The sequence below is a fragment of the Propionibacterium sp. oral taxon 192 str. F0372 genome (genome assembly GCF_000413315.1).
Lineage (GTDB): Bacteria > Actinomycetota > Actinomycetes > Propionibacteriales > Propionibacteriaceae > Brooklawnia.
The window spans coordinates 727,040-749,188 of the sequence record NZ_KE340297.1 but is presented as its reverse complement, the minus strand read 5'-3'; the positions used below and the strand labels follow the sequence as shown (position 1 = coordinate 749,188).

Here is a 22,149-nt window from a genome sequence, read left to right as displayed (position 1 = left end):
CGGGTTTTAGAGAAAGGAAAAGACACAATGAACCAGCACCTAATCGATGCACTGGGTGCGTACTGCGAGCCAGGTACCCAGCTGAGCGAGGACTTGCATCTCGTGACAGATCTTGGAATGACTTCCTTCGACCTCATCCAAGCTTTGGGTGATCTTGAGATGGCTACAGGGAAGGGCATCGATGTAGATGAACTGAATGGTATCGCAACCGTCGGCGATCTTAATTCGGTGGTCAACCGGGCCCTGAATGCCGATTGACTGGCGGTTTGCCTTTAAGAAGGTTGGTGGTTTTTGCAGGTCGGGGTGTGGGTCGGGTCTGAATCCGCTGACCGGACAAATGCTGGCCGACGACGATCAGACAGGGGTTGTCGAGACGGCGCAACGTGGTCAGGTTAGGTGAAGGAAGGTAGCGTGGGGCACTTTGAGGTCTTTGGTGAGCCAGCGTAGGAACTTCCATCACCTAAAGACCTCGGCCCGCATCCACACCCGACACCGCCACCGACCCACACTCGCATCTGCAAAAACCCAGGTTATCAGACTCCGATCAAGGCGAGCGCGGGTGGGACGACGGTCTGCGGTGACGGCCAATGCACTCCCAATGAGGCCAGTAATTTGTTTGTTTCCTTACTTGAGAAGGCCATCCCGTAGTTCCCGTCCCAGATATGGGCATTCAGTAGGCAGTTTCGCAGGCACTCATCATCGGGGTGATCTGCGAACTCTCGTTCCACCATGGCCCGGAATTGCTTGGCCGGAACGGGTGTCGAAGGGGCTCCCGCGAGCTGTTGGATGATCCCGAGTTCGGGGCGTGTCCCGTTCATGATATGGAACACGCGACTGTTCGGTAGGCTTTCTGCATGGATCAAGGTTGTCAGCGCCTTGGCAGCGACGTCGACGTAGGATAGATCCGCGATGGTCGCCAAGTTGTCGGGAAGCGCATTCAGCCTGGTGATAATTGAAAGGAGTGCCGTGAAGGTGATCTCCAGTGGGTTGTCGGGTGTCGCTCCGGTTCGGGAGTCGAAAGCGAGATTGCCCACTCTCATGACGGCACCGCCCAAGCCAGCATCAAAGGCCTTGAAACAGATCTGTTCCGCCAAAAACTTGCTCGACGAGTACTGGTCGATAAATGTTTGTCCCACGTCCCGACTCAGTTCACCAAAGATCCCTTGATTCCCCTCGACGATGCCCATGACTTGCGATGTGGATACATGGAATAAGTTGCTCTCCAGTGCTTGGGCAACCTCAATGACATTCCGCATGGCATTGCCATTCACCTCGGTGAGCAGACCCGGAGCCGCGAAATGGGAGACGTCAGCGGCGGCATGGATCACCGTGTCCACTCCGGAGCAGAAGGACAGGGCCGCTTCGGACATGCCGAGCATTGAGGAAGTGATGTCCCCTGGTATGGCGTGGATCCGTGCCAGGGCATCGCGGGGAATCTGATCACCGAACCGGGCGTTGAGTGTGCTTTCCACGCGTGCCTGTGCCTGGCTCGCTGAGTCTGCCCGGACCAAGCACCAGGTCTCTACGCCTCGTTCCAATTCCTCTCGCAGCAGGTAGCTGCCCAGGTATCCGGTGGCCCCGGTGAGCAGAATCTTGTGCACCGGTGGTCTCTTGGTAGTTCCCAGCGACTCCCAAGCCTGGGCGTGCTCTTGTGCTGTCCACAGCCGTGTTGACATTGTCGGCTGCGCGGGGATCTGATGGGTCTGCGGAATGAGTGCCGCGAGGCCCCTAATGGTGGGGTTTTCGAAGATGTCGTAGACCGAGAGGCTCCTGATGCCAGCATTCCGCAACTCCGAATGGAATTGGATGACGTTGAGTGAGTCGGCGCCTAGGTAGAAAAGGTCATCGTCGAGGTCCAATGACTCCTTGTCTAGGATGGTGCACCACAACCGCTCGATCAAGGCTTCGCGCGGGTTCATTTCCTCCTGGGTTGAATCGGTTGAATTGCTTCTGATCGGCGTAGGCAGAAGGGCCGTATTCACCTTGGAGTTGGCGGTCATTGGTAGCTGGTCCATACGGATCACGTGTGATGGGAGCATGTATTCGGGTAGACGAGAACGCAATTGGTCCCGCACGTCAACCAGGGACAACTCCGTGTCGCCGGTGTAGTACACGCACAGTGCCTTTTTTGCGCTGGGTGAAACCTCCTTGACCGCGACGCAGACCCGCGAGACAGGGAATGACCTGATGATGCTCGACTCGATCTCGGACAGTTCGATGCGGTGTCCGTTGAGCTTCACCTGGGAATCTCGTCGTCCGAGGAAACGGATCTCGCCATCTGGGTCGAGGAGCCCGTAGTCGCCGGTGCGGTAGATGCGCCCCAGGTCAGGGGTTGTGACGAATGCCTTGTCGGTGAGGTCGGGCGCATTGAGGTAGCTAGATGCGACGCCCTGACCTCCGATGCAGATCTCTCCGACGCAGCCCACGGGTGCGAGTCTCAAGCGGTGGTCGACGATCCACATCGATTGGTTTCTCATCGCGTGACCGTAGGGAATGGCTCGCCAGCTTGGATCAACCTTGCCGATGTCGAACCAGATCGACCAAATGGCTCCCTCCGTTGCGCCCCCTAGGCTCATCACCCGCGCTGACGGAGCTAGTGCGCGAATCCTGTCCGGTAGGTCGACGGGGATCCAGTCGCCGCTCATTAGGACGAGGCGTAGATCCCAAGGGATATCCACGTATTGTGCTTCATTTGACCTCCAGTAGGGCTGGAGTAACTGCTCATCACGTCGCTCGAGCTCATCGGTGACCAGGCTCATGATGGCGGGAACGGTGTTCCACACGGTGATACCATCGCGGCATAGGCCTTCTGTTAAGGAGGGAATGTCTCGCTGGTCGGGATAAAGGAGCAATTGTGCCTGGGACAGGAGAGCGCCGTAGATGTCGAAGACGGAAAGGTCGAAGGAGAATGAGGATACCCCGGCGATCCGGTCGCCCGGACCGATCGCGTGTGATTCAAGCACATCTAAGATTGTGTTGACAACCGATCGGTGGGAGATCACCACTCCTTTCGGGGTTCCTGTCGTCCCCGACGTGAATATTGCATACGCGGGGTCCAAGGTCATTGGCCTCGACCTGGTGCCCAAGCCTTTGTGCAGCGGCGTGATGCACGTCGACGTGATCCGTGCGCACGCATCGCTGGATTCAAGTATCTGCTGGTGGCGGAAATCGGGCTGGCGTGGATCGAGGGGGATGTAGGCAGCCCCCGCCTGCATAACCGCGAGCATGGCGGCAATGCTGCGTGCTCGTCGATGTCCGTCGACAGCGACGTAGTCACCGACGCCAATACCCATATCAACCAGACTCCGGCAGATGTTTTCGGCTTCTTTGAGCAGTTCTTGGTTAGTATGCCATCCTTGGTCATCGCGAATGATCTGACGATCTGGGTTGGTGGACATGGCTGCTTCCACCATGTCGTGGAGTAGCCCGTCTGGGTGTTCCCATTCTGTTGAATTTACATCGGCCCACAAACGTGCATCCTCGTCAGACAGTAAGCATGCAGTCTCGGGAGTCGTACCGGACTGACAGGCACGGAGCATGGCCATAATGTCGTCAAGGATTGCCTGCGCAATTCGTTCGTCGATGTAGGGCTCGCGGTAATCCAACGAGATCGTCACATCGTTCGATGTCTCGATCACTTGACAGTCGATGAGGACCTGTGGGGTGGAGGAAACTGACCACACGACGGGCCCGAAGGCCGCAGCTCCATCGTTGAAACCCCGAGAGTCCATCAGCATTCCGGTGAACACTACCGGGGCGGCCAGGTAAAAGTTCTGCCCGAATTGCGTCTTCAGGTCTTTTACGACGCTGATTCCGCTGTACCCACGGTGGGACAGCAGGTGACTCAGGTTGCGTGATAGTACTCGGGCATCTGTCCAGTAGTCCCCCGAAGGGGATTCCACGGGAAACAGCATCGTCGAGGTGTACTCTCCCAAGACCTTGGCACCCGTATGTGTGGCCCCTGGCCGGTTCGAAGTAGTGAAGTTGAGGGTGAACTCGGGTACCCCAGCCCATCGGCGGAGGGCATCCACGTATGATTCTACGATGGTCCCGATTGGCGGTACACCGTGTTCCCGGGATCTGTCCTTGAGTTCTTGCCACTCATCGATCGTGAGGATCTCACGGACCCGACGGAAGATGCCGGTAGGTTTTCCTGCAAGATTCCGGCCAAGGGGAAGAGGGAGGGGTTCCGGGGCGTTAGTGAAGAGGGACAACCAGAATTCCTGGTCCTTGTCACGGCGATGAGTCCGCCTTTCCTCGATTTCTTGGCAGAGGTCCACGAATCGAGGCTCATTCGTCTCATGGTTCGTGATCTGTGAGGACGGATCTGCGATGAGGTTCATGATCTCCTGAAAGAGCGCAAATATGCTTGGTCCATCCAGGAAGAACAAGTCAAAGTCTACGGCTAGCAGCTGCTTTCCGTGGGGGAGGAGAAACACGGAGAAACGGAAGCATGGCCAAGTGGTGACGTCCATAACCTCGAGGACTCGCTTCTCACGCATCTCGGCCAGATGCTGCTCAACTTCATCCATGGTCATATGCCGCAGGTCAGTGATTGGTACCCGGTAGCGAGGAGGAATGATTGGATACTGGGTACGTCGCTGTGGGCAGGCGACCATTCGCATCATCTCGTGTCGTTGGATGACGGTGTTAATGGCTTGTTCTAGTTTTTCCGGATCGACGCAACACGCATAGTCGTAATGTCCAGCGGTACCAACCCCGCCCAGTGGCACCTGCGGATCACGGCCTTTCAGATATGCTTCCTGAAGTTGTGTGAGGGGAATCTCGGGAGTATCCGTGTTGATTGTCATGCCTGCTCCTCCATAGTTCCGATTTCGATCGCGTGCACGACCTGCTGGGTGTTCGTGAGGTGAAGAACCTCGTGGGTTCCGTCGAAGTCGAAGTCGCCGATGCAACAAGAGCCGAGATGAGCGTCACATGCAGCGAGACTGAGCGTTGCGGCCACGACTCCGGCATCGATCAAGGCCAGCAGGTAGCCGAGGTCGTGGTACTTCGGCATGATAGCTACCAGATCTACCACGAGGATGGCCGTCATCGCGGAACTGTTGTGGATCGCGCGATTGGACAGATACTGGAAGGATTCTCCCCAGTTCCCCGGACCTTCGACCTCCACCAAGGCATTCTCTACCGGGTCAAAGGCGTAGATACCTGGTTCAATGGATTCGACTCTGTTGGGTTTCACATCAAGAAAGCAGTCGATCTCGTACAAGCCCCCAGCGCTCGGCCACCCGCGTCTTCCTTCGGGAAGATCTGCGCATGGCCGATGACGCAGTGGTGCAAGGAGTTGACCCAGCTGTTGACGAGTCACGGAACTGGTGGAGAAGCGCCGTATAGATCTTCTGTTGGCCAGCCAAGGGGGTAGTTGCGTTTCCGGCAGTGGGACGTTGCGGTTCCCCGCTGGTTGACGAGAAGCCTGCCGTGCGCGGAAAGCGGCATTCTTTTCGGGGTCGACCAGTTCTTGATCTGTGAGCAGTGGCTCTCCGAGAATGGCCGCTTGGCCATGTGCGAGCTGCTTGATGCCCATGGGTGCGTCGATGAGAACACCGAGTTGTCTCAACGATCTCACTAGTCGGTGGACGTCCCCGATTCCGGGGCATGAGGCAGCGATCTCCTCGCTCGTCGCGCCGCCCGCTGTCAGATCCGCGATGGCTTCGATGGTTTCTGACGCTGACCCAGGGAAGGTGCATCCGGCCACCTTGCAGGAATGCCCCAATCGGCGCACCCCCGCGCTGGGGTTCCAGAAGAGGCGGCCCTCAGTGGTTGACGTGTTCATTCCTACTCCTCGATTGTTGCTGCTCAGGATGAGTGCTTGTGGATTCGGTGGTCACTGGGTTGATGCTCATGGCGGTTTGTCGTACTGGCGAGGGCTCGCTCAGGACGCAGGTCACCTCTCGGGTCGTCGGTGGGTTCTAATTTCAACGCGGTGGTAATTGACACGATGGCGTCGACGGTCAAGTGGGCGAGGGAACCCCACCGTCTGCGATGGTCATCTTGGCCGCCCGTGAAGCCTTGACGATCTCATCGATGCAGAGAGCAGCGTGTCCCTTGACGATCAGCAGCATCAGCGCGGCTGAAGTAACTCTTTCCTCGATGTCCGGGGCAGGCAGGTGCCCTGACCGTGTCATCGTTCCTCCTCGTCTGCTGTCGAGAAATACGCTACTATATGTAGCAGAATTATGGGAGAAAGGAGCCACTCTCATGGATGCAGTACTCGATGATCGTCAGCGATGGGCAGTCCCGCTGTCGCTTGCGGTGTCCTTCGTAGCCAACGATGGTGAAGAAATCGTGACGCTGGTGCCGACACTGCACAAGACCTTGGATGGCCTGCCGTCGTGGGTGCGGGTGCCCTCGTGGTCCCGGCGGGTGGATCAACGCCACGTCAATGTGGGGATCGCCATGATGGGCGGGCTATGCGCCGCCGCTGTGGCGGACGGTGTGCGCACCAGAGGACGCGGTCGGCTGTACCAGGATTTCCAGTGGGTCTTCGGGTTACACGGAATCGGCCACTTGGCGATGGCGGCGCTCACCAGGGGCTACACCACGGGTTCGGCGACGTCCCTGCCGGTGGTGCTGCCGCAACTGGCGTACGCCATTCGTGCCCTTCGCGCCTGTGGGGTGCCCTCAACCGTCAGACCCCTGCGCGCCGTGTGTGTCGTCGGGGGATGGCTGGCTGCCTCCCATGCCACAGGTGCGCTGGTCTCGCACGTGCTAAGGACGCGCAATCATGACTGACTGTGATCGGGCTTGGGCGCTCACGGCGATGCTGCTCGGGATTCACCAGTCCGAGGAGGTCGCGATCAGCATGGCGGCGTGGCTCGACCGCGTCGGCAGCACTGGATTCCCACGCCTTGATGCCCACATCCGTCCGAACCCCCTGGCCGGGGAGGACATTCGTGTCAGGGCCGGGGTGATTGCCGCTCAGGCAGGGTTGGTGTGGCTCGCTTACCGGCTGACCCGCCGCAGCGCCACCGCCACCCGATGGGTGACCAGTGCCTTGGTCATCGGATGGGCTGCTGCATTTTGCATGCATATCACGGTGTCGGTGCGCACCCGATCCTTTATGCCGGGTACTGCAACGTCGATCCTGCCCGGGCTTCCGGGGGCCTTCATCGTCTTTCGGAAGATCTGGACGCTGACCCGCTGAGACCGTCAGAATCCGCCGTCGTTTCGTCGTCGATCCGAGACTTGGTGTGCAGGGTAAGAGCCGTGAGACTTGTCGGGGTGGACCCGGAATCCTGAGGTAGGGCCGCGGTCACCTTCGAAAACGCCAGCAGCGGCGGTCCGTCTCGCGCGATGTGCTGAACGGCTTCTGCGGCTATGGTGCGCCCAGTTCCAGCAGATCACCTGTCCAATGTCGGCGTAGCCATCGATCGTGTGATGCGATCAACACCGCTCCCGGATAATCGGGTATCGCGGCTTCGAGTTCGGTGACCAGCGCCAGGGAAAGGTGGTTGGTCGGTTCGTCGAGGAGAAGAATCTCAGGCGGGTCCGCGAGAATCGTCGCTAGGGCCAATCGTCGCTGTTGGCCAACGCTGAGGACCCCGATCTGACGATTCTCGTCTCGCCCTGCGATCAGGCCGAAGGTACTCAGAGGAACGCGCTCGGCTAGTTCAGGTCCGACGAGTTCGTTGTAGGCCTGTCGCACCGTCCGAGACGGGCCTCGATGGTTGGGATCGGGGAGGGAGACCTCTTGAGCGAGAAGACCGGTTCTCGCCCAGGAGGCGAGGGTGATGCTTCCGCTGGTCGGCTCCAGGTTGCCGCCGAGAACCTGCAAGAGGGTGGATTTGCCGGATCCGTTGGGGCCGGTGATTAGCCATTTTTGTCTGGCGCCCACAGTGATCGATGTCGTGGGGAGCCGACCAGCGACAAAGACGTTCGTTGCGACGAGGATGGCGCCAGAGTTTGCAGATGGTGCTTTGGCATCCGGCGCTGCAGCCGTCAGCCCCTTGAAAGTCAGGTCCTTCGGCGGCTTGCGAATTTGCCGCGCTCGGAGGTCTTCTAGCTTAGAACGTGCATCGTTCACCCTGCGGGAGACGACCTTGGCGTTGCGGTCGGCATAGAACTTCTTTGCCATGCCTGCCTCGGTGCGCGGTTTGCGGCCCTGATGCCCCACACTGTGGCTTTCGTGGAGTGATGCGGAGAGTCGTTTGAGTTCCGCCTGTTCGGTCTGAAACTGATTGATCCAGCGGGCCCGCGCATCTGCCCGGTATTGCTTGAATTCAGTGTAGCTGCCGGTGAAACGGGTGACGCCGATCCCGGATCCGGTGTCGTCGCCGAGTAGCTGTTTTCCGAGCATCTGCGGGATCGGCGCCGGGTCCAGGTCGGCCAGTCCGGTCACTGTTTCATCGAGGAAAGCACGATCGTGGCTCGCGATAAGCACCGGATCGTTCCAGGCGGCCAGCGAGCTGCACAGGTGCTCCGTAGCTGCGTCATCTAGGTGGTTGGTCGGTTCGTCTAGCAGCAGCAGATCGGGATGAGAGAGCAGGAGCCAGGCCAACGCGAGCCGCGCGCGCTGTCCTCCAGATAGCTGTGCGGTCCGCCGGTTTCTCGGAAGGCTGGCGAGCCCGAGCCCGGCTAGCGTCTCCTCGACGTGGGCGTCGATATCCCACACGCTGAGTCGTTCGGCTTTCTCTAGGGCATCCGCATAGGTCTGGATGGCAGTCTTGTCCGTCGGAGCCGCCGTCATCGCATCTGCTGCACGGTCCAAGGCCGCAGCGGCGGCCAAGACTGGGGCGACCGCATCGTTGAGTGCCTCGGTGACCGTTGCGGTGGGCGCAAAAGGAGGCTCTTGATGGAGGAGGCCGAGCCGGGCGTCGTGCCCGCCAGGAACGCTGATCTGTACCGTACCCGCATCGGGCTCGATCAGACCGGCGATAACTTGCAGCAAGGTGCTCTTTCCGGATCCATTCTCGCCAATCAATCCCAGGCGTTCACCGCCTGAGATCGTGAATGACACGTTGGTAAGGACTCGACGCTCACCGAACGAAACGGAGACCCCATCGACGCGGACGTGGGTTGCCGCGGTGCTACCGGCAGAAGAAAGCGACACCAAATCTCCAATCTCATAGGCAACGCCAGCTGGATGCGAACTCGAGCACTGAAATGAGAGCTTTAAAATAATGAGGCTATCACAAGCTGCTCCGATGTCGGGGCTGTGTCAAAGCGAGGAAAAAGCGGGTGGTTGTTGAATAGTTGCCAGAATTTCTCTGGAGGTAGTAGCCGGTTTTCATACTTCTCGGTGATTCGGATTCACGCTACCTTGGCTCGAAGCCGTATCAGGGCCTCAGCCCATGCGGGTCCAGTCGAGAACGTTGCACTGACCATGGTCATTTCCGCCTGTAGCCAGGACGGTGCCGTCTGCGCGCAGGCCGAGGGTGTGGGTGGCTCCCGCATCGACAGCGACGATGTCTCGCCATGTGTGGGTGTTGCACTGTCCGTGACTGTTGGAGCCTGCTGTCACGACGAGACCGGATTGCATCAGGCCGATGCTGTGGTGGCTGCCTGCTGCTACGTGGACGATGTCCTTCCATAAGCCCACGTCGGGGCCATTACCGGCTGCCGTGCCGGTACTCAGAACCAGCCCGTCGGCGGTGAGCCCGAGGGAATGCTGGTATCCGGCGGATATGTCGACCACTTCATGCCAGTTGGCGACATTGATCTGCCCGGCTTGGTTGTTCCCGACCCCGACGACCGTCCCGTCGGCGCGGAGACCGAGACTGTGCCAGTCGCCGCAGGCTACTGCAATCACATCGACCCAGTCGTCCACAGCACTTTGTCCTTCCGCGCCGCGACCAGTAGATACGACGTGGCCGTCGGTGGTGATGCCGAGGGAGAAACGCCACCCGGCTGCGATGGCGCGGATGCCTACCCATTCGGTGACATCGCACTGTCCATGGGCATTCCATCCGGTGGCCAGCACCGTTCCGTCTGCTCGCAGGCCGAGGGTGTGAGACTTGCCAGTATTACTGAAGGCATGCACGTTCCCGGCGGCCACAGCCACCACATCTGACCAGTCGGACACGGAGCATTCGCCCGCAGCTCCGTTGCCTACAGCCAATACACTGCCATCGGTTCGTCTACCGACACTGTGGCGGCATCCCGCAGCCAGGACTGGTGGGTGATTGGCGACGGTTGTTTGCACGGCACCAGTCTGGTGGAACGAAGCACTCGCGGCAGCAGCTCAGCGCTCATCCGTGTGCATACCCACGTTGATGACTCGCCCGTCGCTGGCCTTATAGAAGAAGCGAGTCACGCCCCAAGGTTCTTCCGTGAGCGGATGGACAATCTCAACACCGGCGCGACGCGCGCGATCGAAGGCTTCGTGCACGTCATCGACGAAAACGGAAACCTCAGGGTTCACCGGGCCTGAGGCATCGTGTGTCATGAGGCTCAGTTGATGCCCATCGTCATCCGCCAAGGTGACGATCCACCCGTGATCCATAACTGGCCTGAGCCCAAAAACAGCAGTGTGCTCGGCGATTGCCTTCGCCAGATCAGTGACGGTGAGATTAGGGACAACTCGATTAATTCGCATGCCACCCACCTTCGCATGCCATTCACCTCAACACAATACTGTATGAATTGCTAGCGCCGGAGGTGCTGTCATCAGCCTGCCGGAACGCACAAGCCTTTTTGGGGTCTCGACCTGAACGTCGAAAAGCCGGATTGCTACGACGATGGCCGGGTTAGAAACTTTTGTCTGTTTACAGGGTGTGGGCAGGGTCGTGCGCCAAAAGATATAGGTATGCCGTATCTGACGCTGAAGAATTGTGCTTTTTGCCGGGCGGATGTGATCGTGACCAGCCAGTCAGCTGGTCTTGCCGAGACCGTACTGATCTAGTGTCTCGCGGTCAGCCCTGGGTATCGCCGGGAAGAAGGCGGCTGAACGGGAGTGGGGGATGATGGGGCCATGGTGATCGAACGAGTGCTCCCGGAGGGTGTGGCCTCCGCTGACACCTTCGAGGAGATCGAGGAGGCCTTGTTCGATGAAGAGTTATCCAGTATCGAACACGCGGTTGAGCGGCGGGTCCTCGAATTCACGACGGTGCGTGGATGCGCTCGCCGCGCATTGAGTGATCTGGGCATGGCTCGGACCCCGATGCCGTCGAAATCTGGGCACGGCCCGCAGTGGCCGCAAGGAGTTGTCGGGTCGATGACTCACTGCGAGGGCTACCGAGCTGCCGCCGCCGGGTACTCGTCCCAATGGCTATCCATGGGCATAGACGCCGAGCCGGATCTCCCCACGCCCGAGGGCGTCCTGAAAGAGATCTCGCTGCCAAGGGAACGTCGGCTTCTGAAGGCCCTCCAAGCCATTGATCCTTCCCATGCATGGGATCGCCTGCTGTTCTCGGCTAAGGAATCGGTGTACAAGGCGTGGTGGCCGGTGATGCGTCGGTGGCTGGGTTTCGAAGAAGTCGCGGTGATGGTCGACCGCCCGACTGGTGCATTCACGGTGCATGCCCTCAGCGACAACGCTAGGACATGCCCAATGCTCGATGGGGCGCACGGCAGATGGCTGGCCGATCAAGGTCACCTGGTCACCGCGTTGGTGCTGCCATCCCTCGACTCAGGTAAGCGACTCAGCCGGGACTACTTGGCTTGATGTGTTCCTTCTGGGAGCCGTGTCAGTGATACCCCACCGATCGCCGCGAGTGCGGCGGCGGTGATCACCATAGCTGCGGTGAACCCCCACAGCCCGGTAGTGATGCCGGTGAAAAGTGGGCCGCCTGCGAGTCCTGCAGCGTAGGCGAGGTTGTACAGCGCAAAAGACCCGCCGAGTGTCTGCGGCTTGGATTTGTACCCCTGTTCGCTGATGAGAGTCGTAGCCGGAGCCAGCAGTAACGCAGAGGAGAAACCGAGAAGCACCATGCCGATGCAGGTCTGCCACAGTTCAGTGGCGAACCCGGTCACTGTGAGTGCTGCCGCAACCGCGACGACCCCGGTGCCAATGAGCAGCCGCGGGGATGCGGTGGCCACTAGGCGACCGACTATGGGGTTAGCAATGATCGAAGCGAGGGCCGCGAGACCGAAGAGCAATCCGACTATCAGCGTGCTCGCGCCAAGGTGAACAGGTAAGACGGGCTCAATGGCAGACAGTACGGCTGCGCCGACTGCGACGGCCAGGACAATGGAGAATGACCCTGGCACTTTGAGTACCGCGAGTGGCCCGGCGGTGTCGTCGGTCACGTGGGGTGAGTCCTTCACGAGCACAATCCGCAATATCCCATCTGAGAGCGTTACGGCGGTGGCGAATAGGAACGGTGATGCGGTGCCGAAGTGTTCGACCAGGAACCCGGCCAGCGGCGGCCCGATCAAAACACCGAGGGTGACGGTGGATAGCGCGATGCCCATTGACTGGCCGCGCTTTTCCATGGGAGTGGTCGCCGCGATTAATGACAGCGCGGCGACCCAAGACATGCCACCTGCGATGCCTTGGGCGAGGCGGGCAACGAGCAGGAGCCAGTATGGACCTCCTGTGGCGAACAGCAGCGTCGCCATAGCGAGCCCGGCAAGGCCGATCAGTAGCGGGGTGCGCGGACCGTATCGGTCCACGATGAGCCCGGCGAACAAGGTTGCGATGATCATCGCAGCGGCATAGGAGGAAAACAGGACCCCGGTTGCTGCAGGTCCTGCCTCAACGACCGAGGGCAGGAGCGGCAGGACTGGGACTGCGAGGCCGTGTACGAGCATGTCCGTGAACAACGCTGCGGACGATACGATCAGCGCGCGCGTGGGAGTGGTGCCTCCCGTGGGGGCGGTATGTGAAGTTTTCATGTCTAGTAATGGTCTTTCTAGGACAGCAGCCCCCGAACCAGCGCAGCGACCGCGCTTTCGCAGTGTGGGGGTTGTGGAAGGTCTTGTGGGCGGGTCACCGCGGTCACGGTGAGCCCTTGAAGCAGGACAAGTACCAGCCCCGCTGTCTGTGCGGGAGGCAGTGTGCTCGTCACGGAGGTGTCGGCGAGGATTAGTTCGGTCAGGCGGGCATGCCAGTCATCCAGACCGGCTCCCTTCTCCGACGCATCGTCGAATGCCTGCGGTGCGACGAGCACTGTCGAAGATGCCAGCGCACGGAATAATGGGTCAGTACTCAACAGATGCACATACTCCGACAGCAGGCTCGATAGCCCGGTGGCTGCATCTGGGGTCACTTCGGACGGGAACAGTTGGTCGCCGTACTCGCCCCAGCCCCAGGCGAGGGCTTCGCGCAGGAGCGTGGCCTTGTTGCGGAAGTGGTGGTGCAGTGCGCCGCGGGTCACTCCCGCTCTTTCCGAGATCGCCTCGAATGTTGCCCCACGCCATCCCTTCGCGTCGAAGACCATCAGCGCAGCTTCGCACAACGACAAACGCGTGCGCTCCGCGTCCTCAACTGACCGTCTCATACATGCAGGTTAGCATGTATGTATGAGTGTTGTGAACTCTTCTCCCCGGTCAGCAGTGATGCAAGCAGCCGCATCGCTACATCGATGCTCGGGGTGGAATCTGCATAACCATTGCATTGGGCGTGCGGTCCATCTGGCGATGAGGTTCGTGAGATGACAGCCACACCGCGTTGTTTGGTAGACGGTGGTGAGCACTACTAGCGCCACCAGGTTGGTGGTCAGCAGATCGTTAGCGGCGGTCGTTTTGGGTGGAGCGTGCCGCCACGGCCTGCTGAGCCGTGACGGAGTCACAGCATGACTTTGGTGTTGTGTCCCTGGCCAAGTGATTGGCATAAAGCGTCGCTCATGCGACGTTATCTGCATGGAGTTGACCGTCGCGGGCGCAGCGCAGATTGCCGGAGTGAGCCTGCGAACCGTGCAGCGGGCATTGGGGAATGGCAGCCTGGGCACGGCCCGGGTACTCGGGCGACAGGCCACTACAGACGACCTTGCCGTGCAGGCATGGATCCGGACGACATCGCGTGGACGGAAGTGGTCGAGCAGGACACTCGAGGCAGCTATCGATTTGCTATCTGGTGGACGAGGTGAGTCGGTCTCATCGTCCGAGCGGTCAAGGCTGCGGGCGACACTACGTGAGATGACCGCTCGACAGATCGCATCCTCGTCGTGGATTGGCACATGGTCGAGATACCGGACCTTTGGTGAGGTGGACGCCCAACTGATCGGCCCCAGCATCGCCGATCTGTCTTTCTTGGGGATTGTGGCGGGTGAGTCGTGGATGCGGTTTGCCGAGGTGGCCGACCTTGACCAGTTTGAGGCGAACCAGCCGGTTGCGGCAGATCCCGATGGTGACCTTGTCGTCATTGAGCGTTTCCACGACAATCGCGGGGCCAGACAATTAGTGGACATATATGTGCTCGGCGATGCGCGGGAATCCGCTGCTGCAGCCTGCGAGCTGGAGGCGGCTGCTCATTGCTCCAGGGACCGGGTCAGAGCCAGCCAGTGCATCCAAACATTTCGCCAGAACTGGGTGGCCCCTTCATTCCTCGGGTCCACCACCGCGCCGACAACACGCCGCCGTCGTCCCAAGTCTTAGGTCCGGGGCGCCGAGGGTGCAGTGCTGATGTGAGCCGAAAAGGGAGCGCATCTCACCCTCGGCAGGTAACCTTCGCGGATCGTGATCCGGAACGCAGGTCGGCTCAGGTTCACGGCGGTGATGAGTGTTGTTGTTGATGGTGGTGTGCGCTCGTCAATTTTGCCGTGGTGGTTCGTCGGCCATCGCGCTCAGCACGGGGCGCAGTGTCATCCACCACTGGTCGATGGGGCGTCGGTGCTGGGTATCGATGTGCTCTGTCATGTGGGCCAGCGGGTGGCATCCGATGTGGGAATCCTGGAGGCCCAGATACCAGCCTCCTCCCTTGCCGGAGGCCAGCGCGGTGCCCAGCTGGTCGAGAGCTGCCGACGCCATGCGGGTGGCCAGCAGCCGGTCGGCGGGGGTCGGATCGGCGCCCTGCTGCACATGACCAATGATGTGGGTGCGCACATCGTAGGCGCCATCGGCCGCACCTTCGAGGAGTCGCCCGATGAACTCGGTGGTGTACGACTCCGAGGCCCGCTCATTGCGCACGGCCAGGAAGAGCCGCCGTCCCGCGGCGAAGGAGGCCTTGAGCCAGTCGACGTCGGCATTGAGGGCCGACAACGAGATGCCCTCCTCGTTGAGATAGACCCGCTCAGCCCCGCCAGCCAGGCCGCTCATCAGGGCCAGGTAGCCGCAGTAGCGACCCATGGTCTCCACGACGAATGATCTCGTGGTTGCCGACCCGGACATCTTGATCCGGTCGATCGCCTCGACATTTACATTGAGGGCGGTATCGGTGCCGATGGCCACCTCGGTGCCCGGAAGATTGTTGTCGATTGATGCCGGTATCGCGACGAGCGGGATCTGAAAGGCCGGGTAGCGGTCCCGCTCGGCATGCAGCAGGTAGGCGGCCTGATAGGCATTCCAGCCGCCGATCACCAGCAGCGCGTCAATGTGGTTGTCCTCCAGCGAGCGGGCCATCTGGTACAGGTCCTCGGTGACCGGGACCCCGCGACGCAGACCCAGCTCGGCCCCGCCGCGTCCGCTCCACCCGTCGACGTCGTCCCAGCCCAGCTCGCTCATGATGCCCTTGCGCAGCCCGGAGAACCCGTTGTGGATGCCGACCATACGGTGACCACGGGCGATGCCGAGCCGCACGGCTGCCCGGGATGCGGTGTTCATTCCCGGGGCCAGCCCTCCCGCAAGAACGATCCCAATGCGTTTAGCGCCGGAGGGTGCGGTGAAAGATGCTGGCATGGATAACTCGCCAAAGACATCGAAGAGTTCGTTGAAGGATGGACCTCGGGCCGCCATGGCCGCCTCATAGTTCCCGGCAGCGATCAGCTCGGGCACCCGCTTGGTGTCGGAAACCGCTTTTACTAGGGGGATACGGACCACACCGCTGCCCAGGATGCCAATCACCTTGGCGACGTCGGGCTCCGCTGGCGCCAACACCTCATCCACGGCCTCGGCCCCCAGCCACGTCGAAGCCCAGCGGTCATAGGCCGACGGGGTGCCGCCACGCTGCACATGGCCCGGGATGGTGACCCTCGTGTCCTCGCCGAGGGTGTCCTCGATCACCTGACGCACATGGGCGGAGGTGATCGGATTGCCCTGCTGGTCGGTGGCGCCCTCGGCGACGATCACCAGCGAATCGCGACGGCCACGGGCACGCCCGACCCTGAGGGCCTCGCACATCTCGGTCTCCCAGCCAGGGGCGGGTGGGTTCTCCGGGATGAGCACGTAGTCACAACCACCGGCAATGGCTGCGGCCAGGGCCAGGTAGCCGCAGTGGCGGCCCATCACCTCCAGCACGAAGGACCGCTGGTGGGATGCGGCCGTCGAGGAAATCGCGTCGATCGCCTCCATGATCCGGTGCAAGGCGGTGTCTGCACCGATCGTCGAATCGACGCCCACCAGATCGTTGTCGATAGACCCCACCAGCCCGGCGATGATCAACCGGGAATGGGATTCCTTGGTCTGCTGGGAGATCCAGCCGTTGGCGTGGAGCTCGCCGAGCAACGACGGCCATTCGGCCCGGAATGTGTCCAGCCCGGTGAGCGAGCCGTCGCCGCCGATCACCACCAGCCGGTCGATGCCTCGTTCAATGAGATTGCGGGCAGCTTTCAACCGGCCCTCACGGGTGCGGAACTCCTTGCAGCGGAAAGTTCCGATGACGGTGCCACCACTGCCCAGGATGGAACCGACATCATCCCAGCCGAATCGACGGATGCCATTGCCGCCGTCGATCATGCCTTGATAGCCCTCGAAGATGGCGTAAACCTCCGCGCCCCGGCTGATTGCCGCGCGCACCACCGCGCGCACCGCGGCATTCATGCCTTGGGCATCGCCACCGCTGGTGAGTACCCCGATACGGACCGGTGCCTGGTTTGTCATCTGCCACCCCTCGTTGTGTCGTGACGACACCACCAGCCTATGGGCAGGGGTGGGCCCCGGTCACTGGGTGAAGATCGGGTTGCCGTCCAAGACCTCGATGCGGTCCCGTTGCCTTCGCGACCCCTGAACCGACTATGTACTGCGTGTCATCCCCCTAGCCCGTCGAAGTGGGCCAGGCTTTTTCGGACAGCCCAGATAGCGGCCACCAAGGTGAGGACGGCTACGACGGCCAACCCCAACAGCGGCAGGAAGGACCCTTCAAGCACCGAGACTGGAGCCCAGACACCCAGCACCATCGGGAGACCGACGACTAATAGGCCGGACCAGGATCCTGTGAAGACCGTGGGTGGCACCTGCACCAGTCGGAATAGCTCACTGAAGATGTAATCGACAGGGATCTCGCGCTGCAGGATCAACGTCAGGCTGTAGGTCATCACCATCGCGCTGACGACCGAGACCACCGCCAAGACGATCCCCAGCCCCGCAAGGCTCAGTCTCAGCGGACCGATGCTGGTGATCATGCCCCACCGGTCGACGATAGCGAGCGGAAGTACCAGGGCGAGACCTAGCAGGTTGGGGCCGGCGGCCCAGCGCAGCATCAGGATGGTCGAGACCGAGACAGGACGCATCAGATGGCCATCGAGATCACCCTTGTGGGCATGCCTGAAGAACGTGTCGACCGAACTGGCGAGCGACCAGGAGATCAGGCTCACGATCAGCCCTACGTAGTAGAGGTTGAGGACCTGGGAGCGGTTCCAGCCGCCCACCTGTCCGTCGCCGATATCGACCAGGCGTTCAAGGAATGCCAGCCGGAAGGCGTAGGTCACCACGGTAATGACCAAAAAGCCATACAGATTCGCCCGATATTGGAGGCTGCTGCGCACACTGGATACCGCGTATTTCATGTTCACCCGCCCACGCCTTCGAAGCGGCGCATCATGACGCGCCACAAAATCCAGGAAGCAAACGCGAAGATCGCGATGTAGGCCAGTGCGCCAAGCAGCGAGGGGATCGCGAGCCCCACGTCGCGCGAACTCAGGAACTCGGCTGGAGCGGCCAACATATACGCGAACGGATTGTGAGTCATGAACCAGCGCAGGCTGCCACCCCACAGACCGGGAGGCAGCACAGTTCCCCCAAGGACGGTCTGGAGCAGGATCAGCAGCGAGAGCGCTAGATCAGGGCGGGTCGACCAGGCGACCAAGAGGGCAAGTGTGAATGCCACGAAGAAAGTCAGGACCTGACTGACCAGGAGCACGGCCAGGGCGACCAGCAGGAAGGCCAGGATGTCGAATACGCAGACATCGCGGGGCAGCGGCCGTGCCACCACATCAATGCCCAGCGCGACCACCATAACGACGAGGTAGACCGTGCTGCCGCCGACGAATCCGGCTAGACGCTGGAGCCAATAGGGCAGGGGCCGGACAAGGTGAGGATCGAGGGTTCCCCTGTGGACAGCCTCGGAGAATTGCTCGACGACGTCATAGCCGTTGTTGATACGGCTGAGGCCGACGACGAAGACGTAATAGCTGATGAGGGAGGCTAGATCGATACCCACATCCGAGCCCGAGGCGAAGATGGCTGACCAGACGGCAACCTGCAGGAGGATCGGCACCGCAGTGGCCAAGACCATGTCCACGGCCAACGCGCCGCGGTCGACGATCATGGTGCGTGCTTCGGCCCGGGCATATGCCAGGGCGCTGCGTGCCGAGGTGATCGCGAGCATCATCGGTCCGTCTGCTGGAAGCGGTTCAGCAAGGCATCTTCGAGCGTGGGGGCCGACGTCTCCAGGACCAACCCATTGTGACTGGGCTTCAATTCGAGGGCGAGTTGGATGAGATCGTCATGACGCTCTGCTGGGCCCGACAGTGAGACTCGACTGTGGTCGTTGGTGACATCGACGCAGCACCCCTCCCACTGGCTCACCACCTCGAGTCTGGTCAACTCGGCATCGCTCAAGCTGCGTTCGGTGGCGGTAAGCCGCACAGAAACCCCACCAACTACTGTGCCACGTAGGTCATCGACCGAGCCGACGAAGGCCACAGTTCCCTGTTCGATGAGCGTCACGCGGTGGCAAAGAGCGGCAATATCTCCCGCGTCATGGCTCGTCAACAAGACTGACACGCCATCATTGGCCACGACCGACGACAGCCAGCTGCGCAGATGGCATGTGGAGACAACATCCAAACCAATCGTGGGCTCATCGAGCACGAGCAGGCGTGGGGCATGCAAGAGTGCCCCGGCTAATTCGGACTTGACCCGCTCGCCGAGCGACAGTTGGCGGATCGGGCGATTCATGACACCACCGAGGTTGAGCCCATCCACGATCCGCTGTTTGCGTTTCTTATATTCCTCGATCGGCACGCGATATAACGCGCGCAGGGTGGAGAGATTATCGGCGAGACTGAGATCCCACCATAAGGAAGACTTCTGGCCGAACACGACGCCGATCTGGCGGGCTACTTCTTGACGGCGGCGGTCTGGAGCCTGGCCGAGGGTGCGCACCGAGCCAGCCGTTGGGCGCTGGAGACCACATACGAGCTTCACCAGGGTCGATTTGCCTGCCCCGTTGCGGCCCAACAGACCGTGGATCTCTCCGGGGCGAACGACGAGATCCACGTGCGTGAGAGCATCCAGTGGAGACCCTCGTCGCTGCCGGAATGTCTTGCTGACACCTGTGAGCTCAATCGTTGCGGGCACACCAGATAGCGTATCTTCCATCATCGGGCCTTAGGCGCGGTACGCAGGAGCAGGTTGGCGATGGCTTTGGAAAACACATGCGATGAGCCCCCATACTGAAACCGTGACTGTTCGTCTTCACGAATCGTGTGGAGATGGAGCGCCACAAATGTCGATGGCGATGTGAGTATTGCAAACGGTGGCGCTGGAATTGGCCTGAATTGATCTGTACATGCTGTTCGTCCCCGATGCGCAGCACGTGAGTTTTTCGCTGTTCGCCGGTCGTCACGCTCCGGAAGGGACGTTCTCACGCTGCTGATGGCGCCCTCACCTTGACAACGAGTCGGGTGCCCCGCGCGGCTGGCACGGGGCACCCGACTGGTCTGATCATTCAGCAGCAGACACCCATTTGTCAGTCGTGGATGCGGATTCCGTTGATGCGCCGCACCATTTCCACGGCGTGGTGATCGGCGATTCGTAGCTGGCCGTCGAGGCCTGCGATGGAGGTCATCTCCTGGTCGTTCAACTCGAAATCCCAGACGTCGAGATTGGCCTCGATCCGCTCCCGGTGCACCGATTTCGGCAGCACCGACACCCCGCGCTGGGTGTTCCACCGCAACGCCACCTGGGCAGCAGACTTGCCATGGGCCGCCCCGATATCGGTGAGCACCGGATTAGTGAAAATACCGTTCTGGCCCTCGGCGAAGGGGCCCCAGGCCTGGGTGTGCACGCCGAGTTCGGCCATCGTTGCCATGGCCTGGGTCTGCTGGTGGAAGGGATGGCACTCGACCTGGTTGACCATCGGGGTGATCCGTGAATTGAGTGCGAGATCGACCAAGCGGTCGGGGTAGAAATTCGATACCCCGATCGCCCGCACCGCGCCCTGGTCGTACAACTCTTCCAGGGCGCGCCAGGCTCCGTAGTAGTCGTTGAAGGGCTGGTGGATGAGATAGAGATCGAGATGGTCCAACCCCAGCTTGGCAAGTGATGTCGCGAAGGCCCGTTTCCCGGATTCTTGGCCCATGTCTTGTACCCACAGTTTGGTGGTGACGAAGATCTCGTCACGCGGCAGGCCGACCGCCTTCAACGCCGCACCGACGGCCTCCTCGTTGCCGTAGACGGCGGCGGTGTCGATCAACCGGTACCCGGCCTCCAACGCCCACTCGGTGGCCTGCTGGCACTCGGCCAGATCGGGAACCTGGAAGACGCCGAAACCTTCCAGCGGCATTTCGACGGAATTGCTCAATGTGACAGACTGCACTGCGGTCATGATGGCTCCTTGGTTCGGGATGGTCTCCATCATTGCTCGACGATCACCGCAACACCACAGCTCGATCCGGAAATATCGGTGACATCGACTGGGAACCAATCAGTTTTAAGGTGAGGACAAGGAGTATTGCTGTTTTGTGGGTGGTTCGTTTTTCTCAGCCCACCCGGTGCATCCAGTGAAAGATGTCGTCGCGCGTGCCGAACTGGATTCCGGTGAGGTGCTCGCGCAGGGCACGGGTCGTCGCCCCGGGAGTGCCGTCGCCGACGGTGATCTCGACATCGGGTGATCTGAGGCCGACGACCGGGGAGATCACCGCAGCGGTGCCGCAGGCGAAGGTTTCGGTGATCCGCCCCGAGGCGATGCCGTCGAGCAACTCGTCAAGGGTGAGCTCGCGTTCCACCGGGGTGAGGTCGTGATGCGGGGCGAGGGCGAGTAGCGAATCCCGGGTGACTCCGGCGAGGATCTGACCGTTGAGCGCTGGGGTGAGCAGTTCACCGTCGGCGGTGACGGCGAAGAAGTTCATCGTGCCACCCTCCTCGACCAGGCTGCGGGTGGCGGAATCGAGCCACAGTACCTGTTGGCAACCCATGTCGTGTGCTTGGTTTTCGGCGATCAATGCGGTGGCGTAATTGCCGCCGCATTTGGCTTCACCGGTGCCCCCAGCCATTGACCGCGAGTAGTTGGGGGTGATCCACAGCCTCAGCGGATCCGGGTAGAAGGGCATGACCGGCATACCCAGGACGATGTAGGTATAGGCATTCGCGGCGCGCACCCCGATCAGGGTCTCGGAACCGAACATGAACGGACGCAGATACATCGACGCTCCGCCGGTGGGCTCGGGTACCCATGCCAGGTTATGGGCGACCAATTCGACCACCGAGTCGATGAATACCTCCTCGGGCAGCGGCGGCATCGCCATACGTGTGGCGGAGCGGGCGAAGCGGGCGGCATTCATCCCGGGACGGAATAACCACACCGAGGAATCTGGGTGCCGGTAGGCCTTGAGTCCCTCGAAGATCTCCTGCCCGTAGTGCAACGCCGCCAGTCCTGGGTGCATCGGGATAGCCCCGGTGGGCGCCAGTACGAACCCGTGCCAGCCCTGCTCCGGACTCCAATCGGCCCGGGCCATGTCGTCGGTGAACCACCGTCCGAAGCCGGGATCCTTGAGGGCCTCGGCGATCTCGCGGTGTGGGGTGCGTGGGGTATTTCCAGCGATGAAAAGGGCCATGCAGGAAGTCTAGATCCGGCTTGTGAGTCAGGTTCTGCCGTCTCTTTTGCTGGGTTTATGGCCGCTTACGCGCCGTATGTGCCTCCTGTGAGCAATG

At 61.0% G+C, this 22,149-nt stretch carries 19 protein-coding genes; 5 read left to right on the top strand and 14 right to left on the bottom strand.

All coding sequences use genetic code 11. The features are described from left to right. Positions 1–27: 27 nt before the first annotated feature. Positions 28–258, top strand: a complete 231-nt coding sequence (locus HMPREF1531_RS03430) for an acyl carrier protein (protein ID WP_016668510.1) — start codon at positions 28–30, stop codon at positions 256–258. Between the two features lie 275 nt (positions 259–533). Here HMPREF1531_RS03430 and HMPREF1531_RS03425 read toward each other — a convergent pair whose 3' ends face one another. The 3 genes from HMPREF1531_RS03425 to HMPREF1531_RS13545 all read right to left on the bottom strand — a co-directional run bounded on the left by HMPREF1531_RS03425 (position 534) and on the right by HMPREF1531_RS13545 (position 6,146). Continuing rightward, a complete protein-coding gene (locus tag HMPREF1531_RS03425; protein WP_016668509.1) occupies positions 534–4,811 on the bottom strand; it encodes a non-ribosomal peptide synthetase in 4,278 nt (1,425 codons plus the stop codon). Then, complete coding sequence (locus tag HMPREF1531_RS03420) at positions 4,808–5,794, bottom strand: SagB/ThcOx family dehydrogenase (protein WP_016668508.1); 987 nt, start codon at positions 5,792–5,794, stop codon at positions 4,808–4,810. Before HMPREF1531_RS03420 ends, HMPREF1531_RS03425 begins: the two co-directional genes overlap by 4 nt. 178 nt (positions 5,795–5,972) lie before the next feature. Next, positions 5,973–6,146: a hypothetical protein gene (locus HMPREF1531_RS13545; RefSeq protein WP_016668507.1), complete on the bottom strand. Its 174-nt coding sequence runs from the start codon at positions 6,144–6,146 to the stop codon at positions 5,973–5,975. A gap of 73 nt (positions 6,147–6,219) precedes the next feature. Between HMPREF1531_RS13545 and HMPREF1531_RS03415 the strand changes: the two genes are divergently transcribed. Both HMPREF1531_RS03415 and HMPREF1531_RS03410 read left to right on the top strand, forming a co-directional pair. Further along, positions 6,220–6,753, top strand: a complete 534-nt coding sequence (locus tag HMPREF1531_RS03415) for an HXXEE domain-containing protein (protein ID WP_016668506.1) — start codon at positions 6,220–6,222, stop codon at positions 6,751–6,753. Next, positions 6,746–7,165, top strand: a complete 420-nt coding sequence (locus HMPREF1531_RS03410; protein ID WP_016668505.1) for an HXXEE domain-containing protein — start codon at positions 6,746–6,748, stop codon at positions 7,163–7,165. Before HMPREF1531_RS03415 ends, HMPREF1531_RS03410 begins: the two co-directional genes overlap by 8 nt. A gap of 171 nt (positions 7,166–7,336) precedes the next feature. Here HMPREF1531_RS03410 and HMPREF1531_RS03405 read toward each other — a convergent pair whose 3' ends face one another. The 3 genes from HMPREF1531_RS03405 to HMPREF1531_RS03395 all read right to left on the bottom strand — a co-directional run bounded on the left by HMPREF1531_RS03405 (position 7,337) and on the right by HMPREF1531_RS03395 (position 10,555). After that, complete coding sequence (locus HMPREF1531_RS03405; RefSeq protein ID WP_016668504.1) at positions 7,337–9,070, bottom strand: ABC-F family ATP-binding cassette domain-containing protein; 1,734 nt, start codon at positions 9,068–9,070, stop codon at positions 7,337–7,339. 234 nt (positions 9,071–9,304) lie between these two features. Next, the gene (locus tag HMPREF1531_RS03400) at positions 9,305–10,042 is read right to left on the bottom strand and encodes an RCC1 domain-containing protein (protein ID WP_016668503.1); all 738 of its coding nucleotides are present in this window, start codon (positions 10,040–10,042) and stop codon (positions 9,305–9,307) included. 159 nt (positions 10,043–10,201) lie between these two features. Then, complete coding sequence (locus HMPREF1531_RS03395; protein ID WP_016668502.1) at positions 10,202–10,555, bottom strand: VOC family protein; 354 nt, start codon at positions 10,553–10,555, stop codon at positions 10,202–10,204. A 375-nt stretch (positions 10,556–10,930) separates the two neighbouring features. Here HMPREF1531_RS03395 and HMPREF1531_RS03390 point away from each other — a divergent pair, with 375 nt between their 5' ends. Continuing rightward, positions 10,931–11,623 carry a 4'-phosphopantetheinyl transferase family protein gene (locus tag HMPREF1531_RS03390; RefSeq protein WP_016668501.1) on the top strand — a complete coding sequence of 231 codons (693 nt, stop codon included), beginning with the start codon at positions 10,931–10,933 and terminating at the stop codon, positions 11,621–11,623. On the opposite strand, the gene HMPREF1531_RS03385 is transcribed toward HMPREF1531_RS03390, so the two are convergent. Next, positions 11,611–12,795: an MFS transporter gene (locus tag HMPREF1531_RS03385; RefSeq protein ID WP_016668500.1), complete on the bottom strand. Its 1,185-nt coding sequence runs from the start codon at positions 12,793–12,795 to the stop codon at positions 11,611–11,613. The genes HMPREF1531_RS03390 and HMPREF1531_RS03385 overlap by 13 nt on opposite strands. Positions 12,796–12,812: 17 nt before the next feature. Further along, positions 12,813–13,400 carry a TetR/AcrR family transcriptional regulator gene (locus HMPREF1531_RS03380; protein ID WP_016668499.1) on the bottom strand — a complete coding sequence of 196 codons (588 nt, stop codon included), beginning with the start codon at positions 13,398–13,400 and terminating at the stop codon, positions 12,813–12,815. A 637-nt stretch (positions 13,401–14,037) separates the two neighbouring features. On the opposite strand from HMPREF1531_RS03380, the gene HMPREF1531_RS13540 reads away from it, so the two are divergent. Further along, complete coding sequence (locus tag HMPREF1531_RS13540; protein ID WP_156860156.1) at positions 14,038–14,496, top strand: hypothetical protein; 459 nt, start codon at positions 14,038–14,040, stop codon at positions 14,494–14,496. 153 nt (positions 14,497–14,649) lie between these two features. On the opposite strand, the gene HMPREF1531_RS03370 is transcribed toward HMPREF1531_RS13540, so the two are convergent. The 6 genes from HMPREF1531_RS03370 to HMPREF1531_RS03345 form a co-directional block, all read right to left on the bottom strand. Next, the gene (locus tag HMPREF1531_RS03370; protein ID WP_016668497.1) at positions 14,650–16,875 is read right to left on the bottom strand and encodes a 6-phosphofructokinase; all 2,226 of its coding nucleotides are present in this window, start codon (positions 16,873–16,875) and stop codon (positions 14,650–14,652) included. A gap of 146 nt (positions 16,876–17,021) precedes the next feature. Beyond that, a complete protein-coding gene (locus tag HMPREF1531_RS03365; protein WP_016668496.1) occupies positions 17,022–17,780 on the bottom strand; it encodes an ABC-2 family transporter protein in 759 nt (252 codons plus the stop codon). A gap of 2 nt (positions 17,781–17,782) precedes the next feature. Continuing rightward, positions 17,783–18,604 (bottom strand): ABC-2 family transporter protein, encoded by an 822-nt coding sequence (locus tag HMPREF1531_RS03360; protein WP_036897112.1) that lies wholly within the window; start codon positions 18,602–18,604, stop codon positions 17,783–17,785. Beyond that, complete coding sequence (locus tag HMPREF1531_RS03355; protein ID WP_051123320.1) at positions 18,601–19,494, bottom strand: ATP-binding cassette domain-containing protein; 894 nt, start codon at positions 19,492–19,494, stop codon at positions 18,601–18,603. The genes HMPREF1531_RS03360 and HMPREF1531_RS03355 overlap by 4 nt, the downstream gene beginning before the upstream one ends. A gap of 472 nt (positions 19,495–19,966) precedes the next feature. Continuing rightward, positions 19,967–20,824, bottom strand: a complete 858-nt coding sequence (locus HMPREF1531_RS03350) for an aldo/keto reductase (protein ID WP_016668493.1) — start codon at positions 20,822–20,824, stop codon at positions 19,967–19,969. A 154-nt stretch (positions 20,825–20,978) separates the two neighbouring features. Then, positions 20,979–22,052, bottom strand: coding sequence for a branched-chain amino acid aminotransferase (locus HMPREF1531_RS03345; protein ID WP_016668492.1), 1,074 nt, complete (start codon positions 22,050–22,052; stop codon positions 20,979–20,981). Positions 22,053–22,149: the final 97 nt, after the last annotated feature.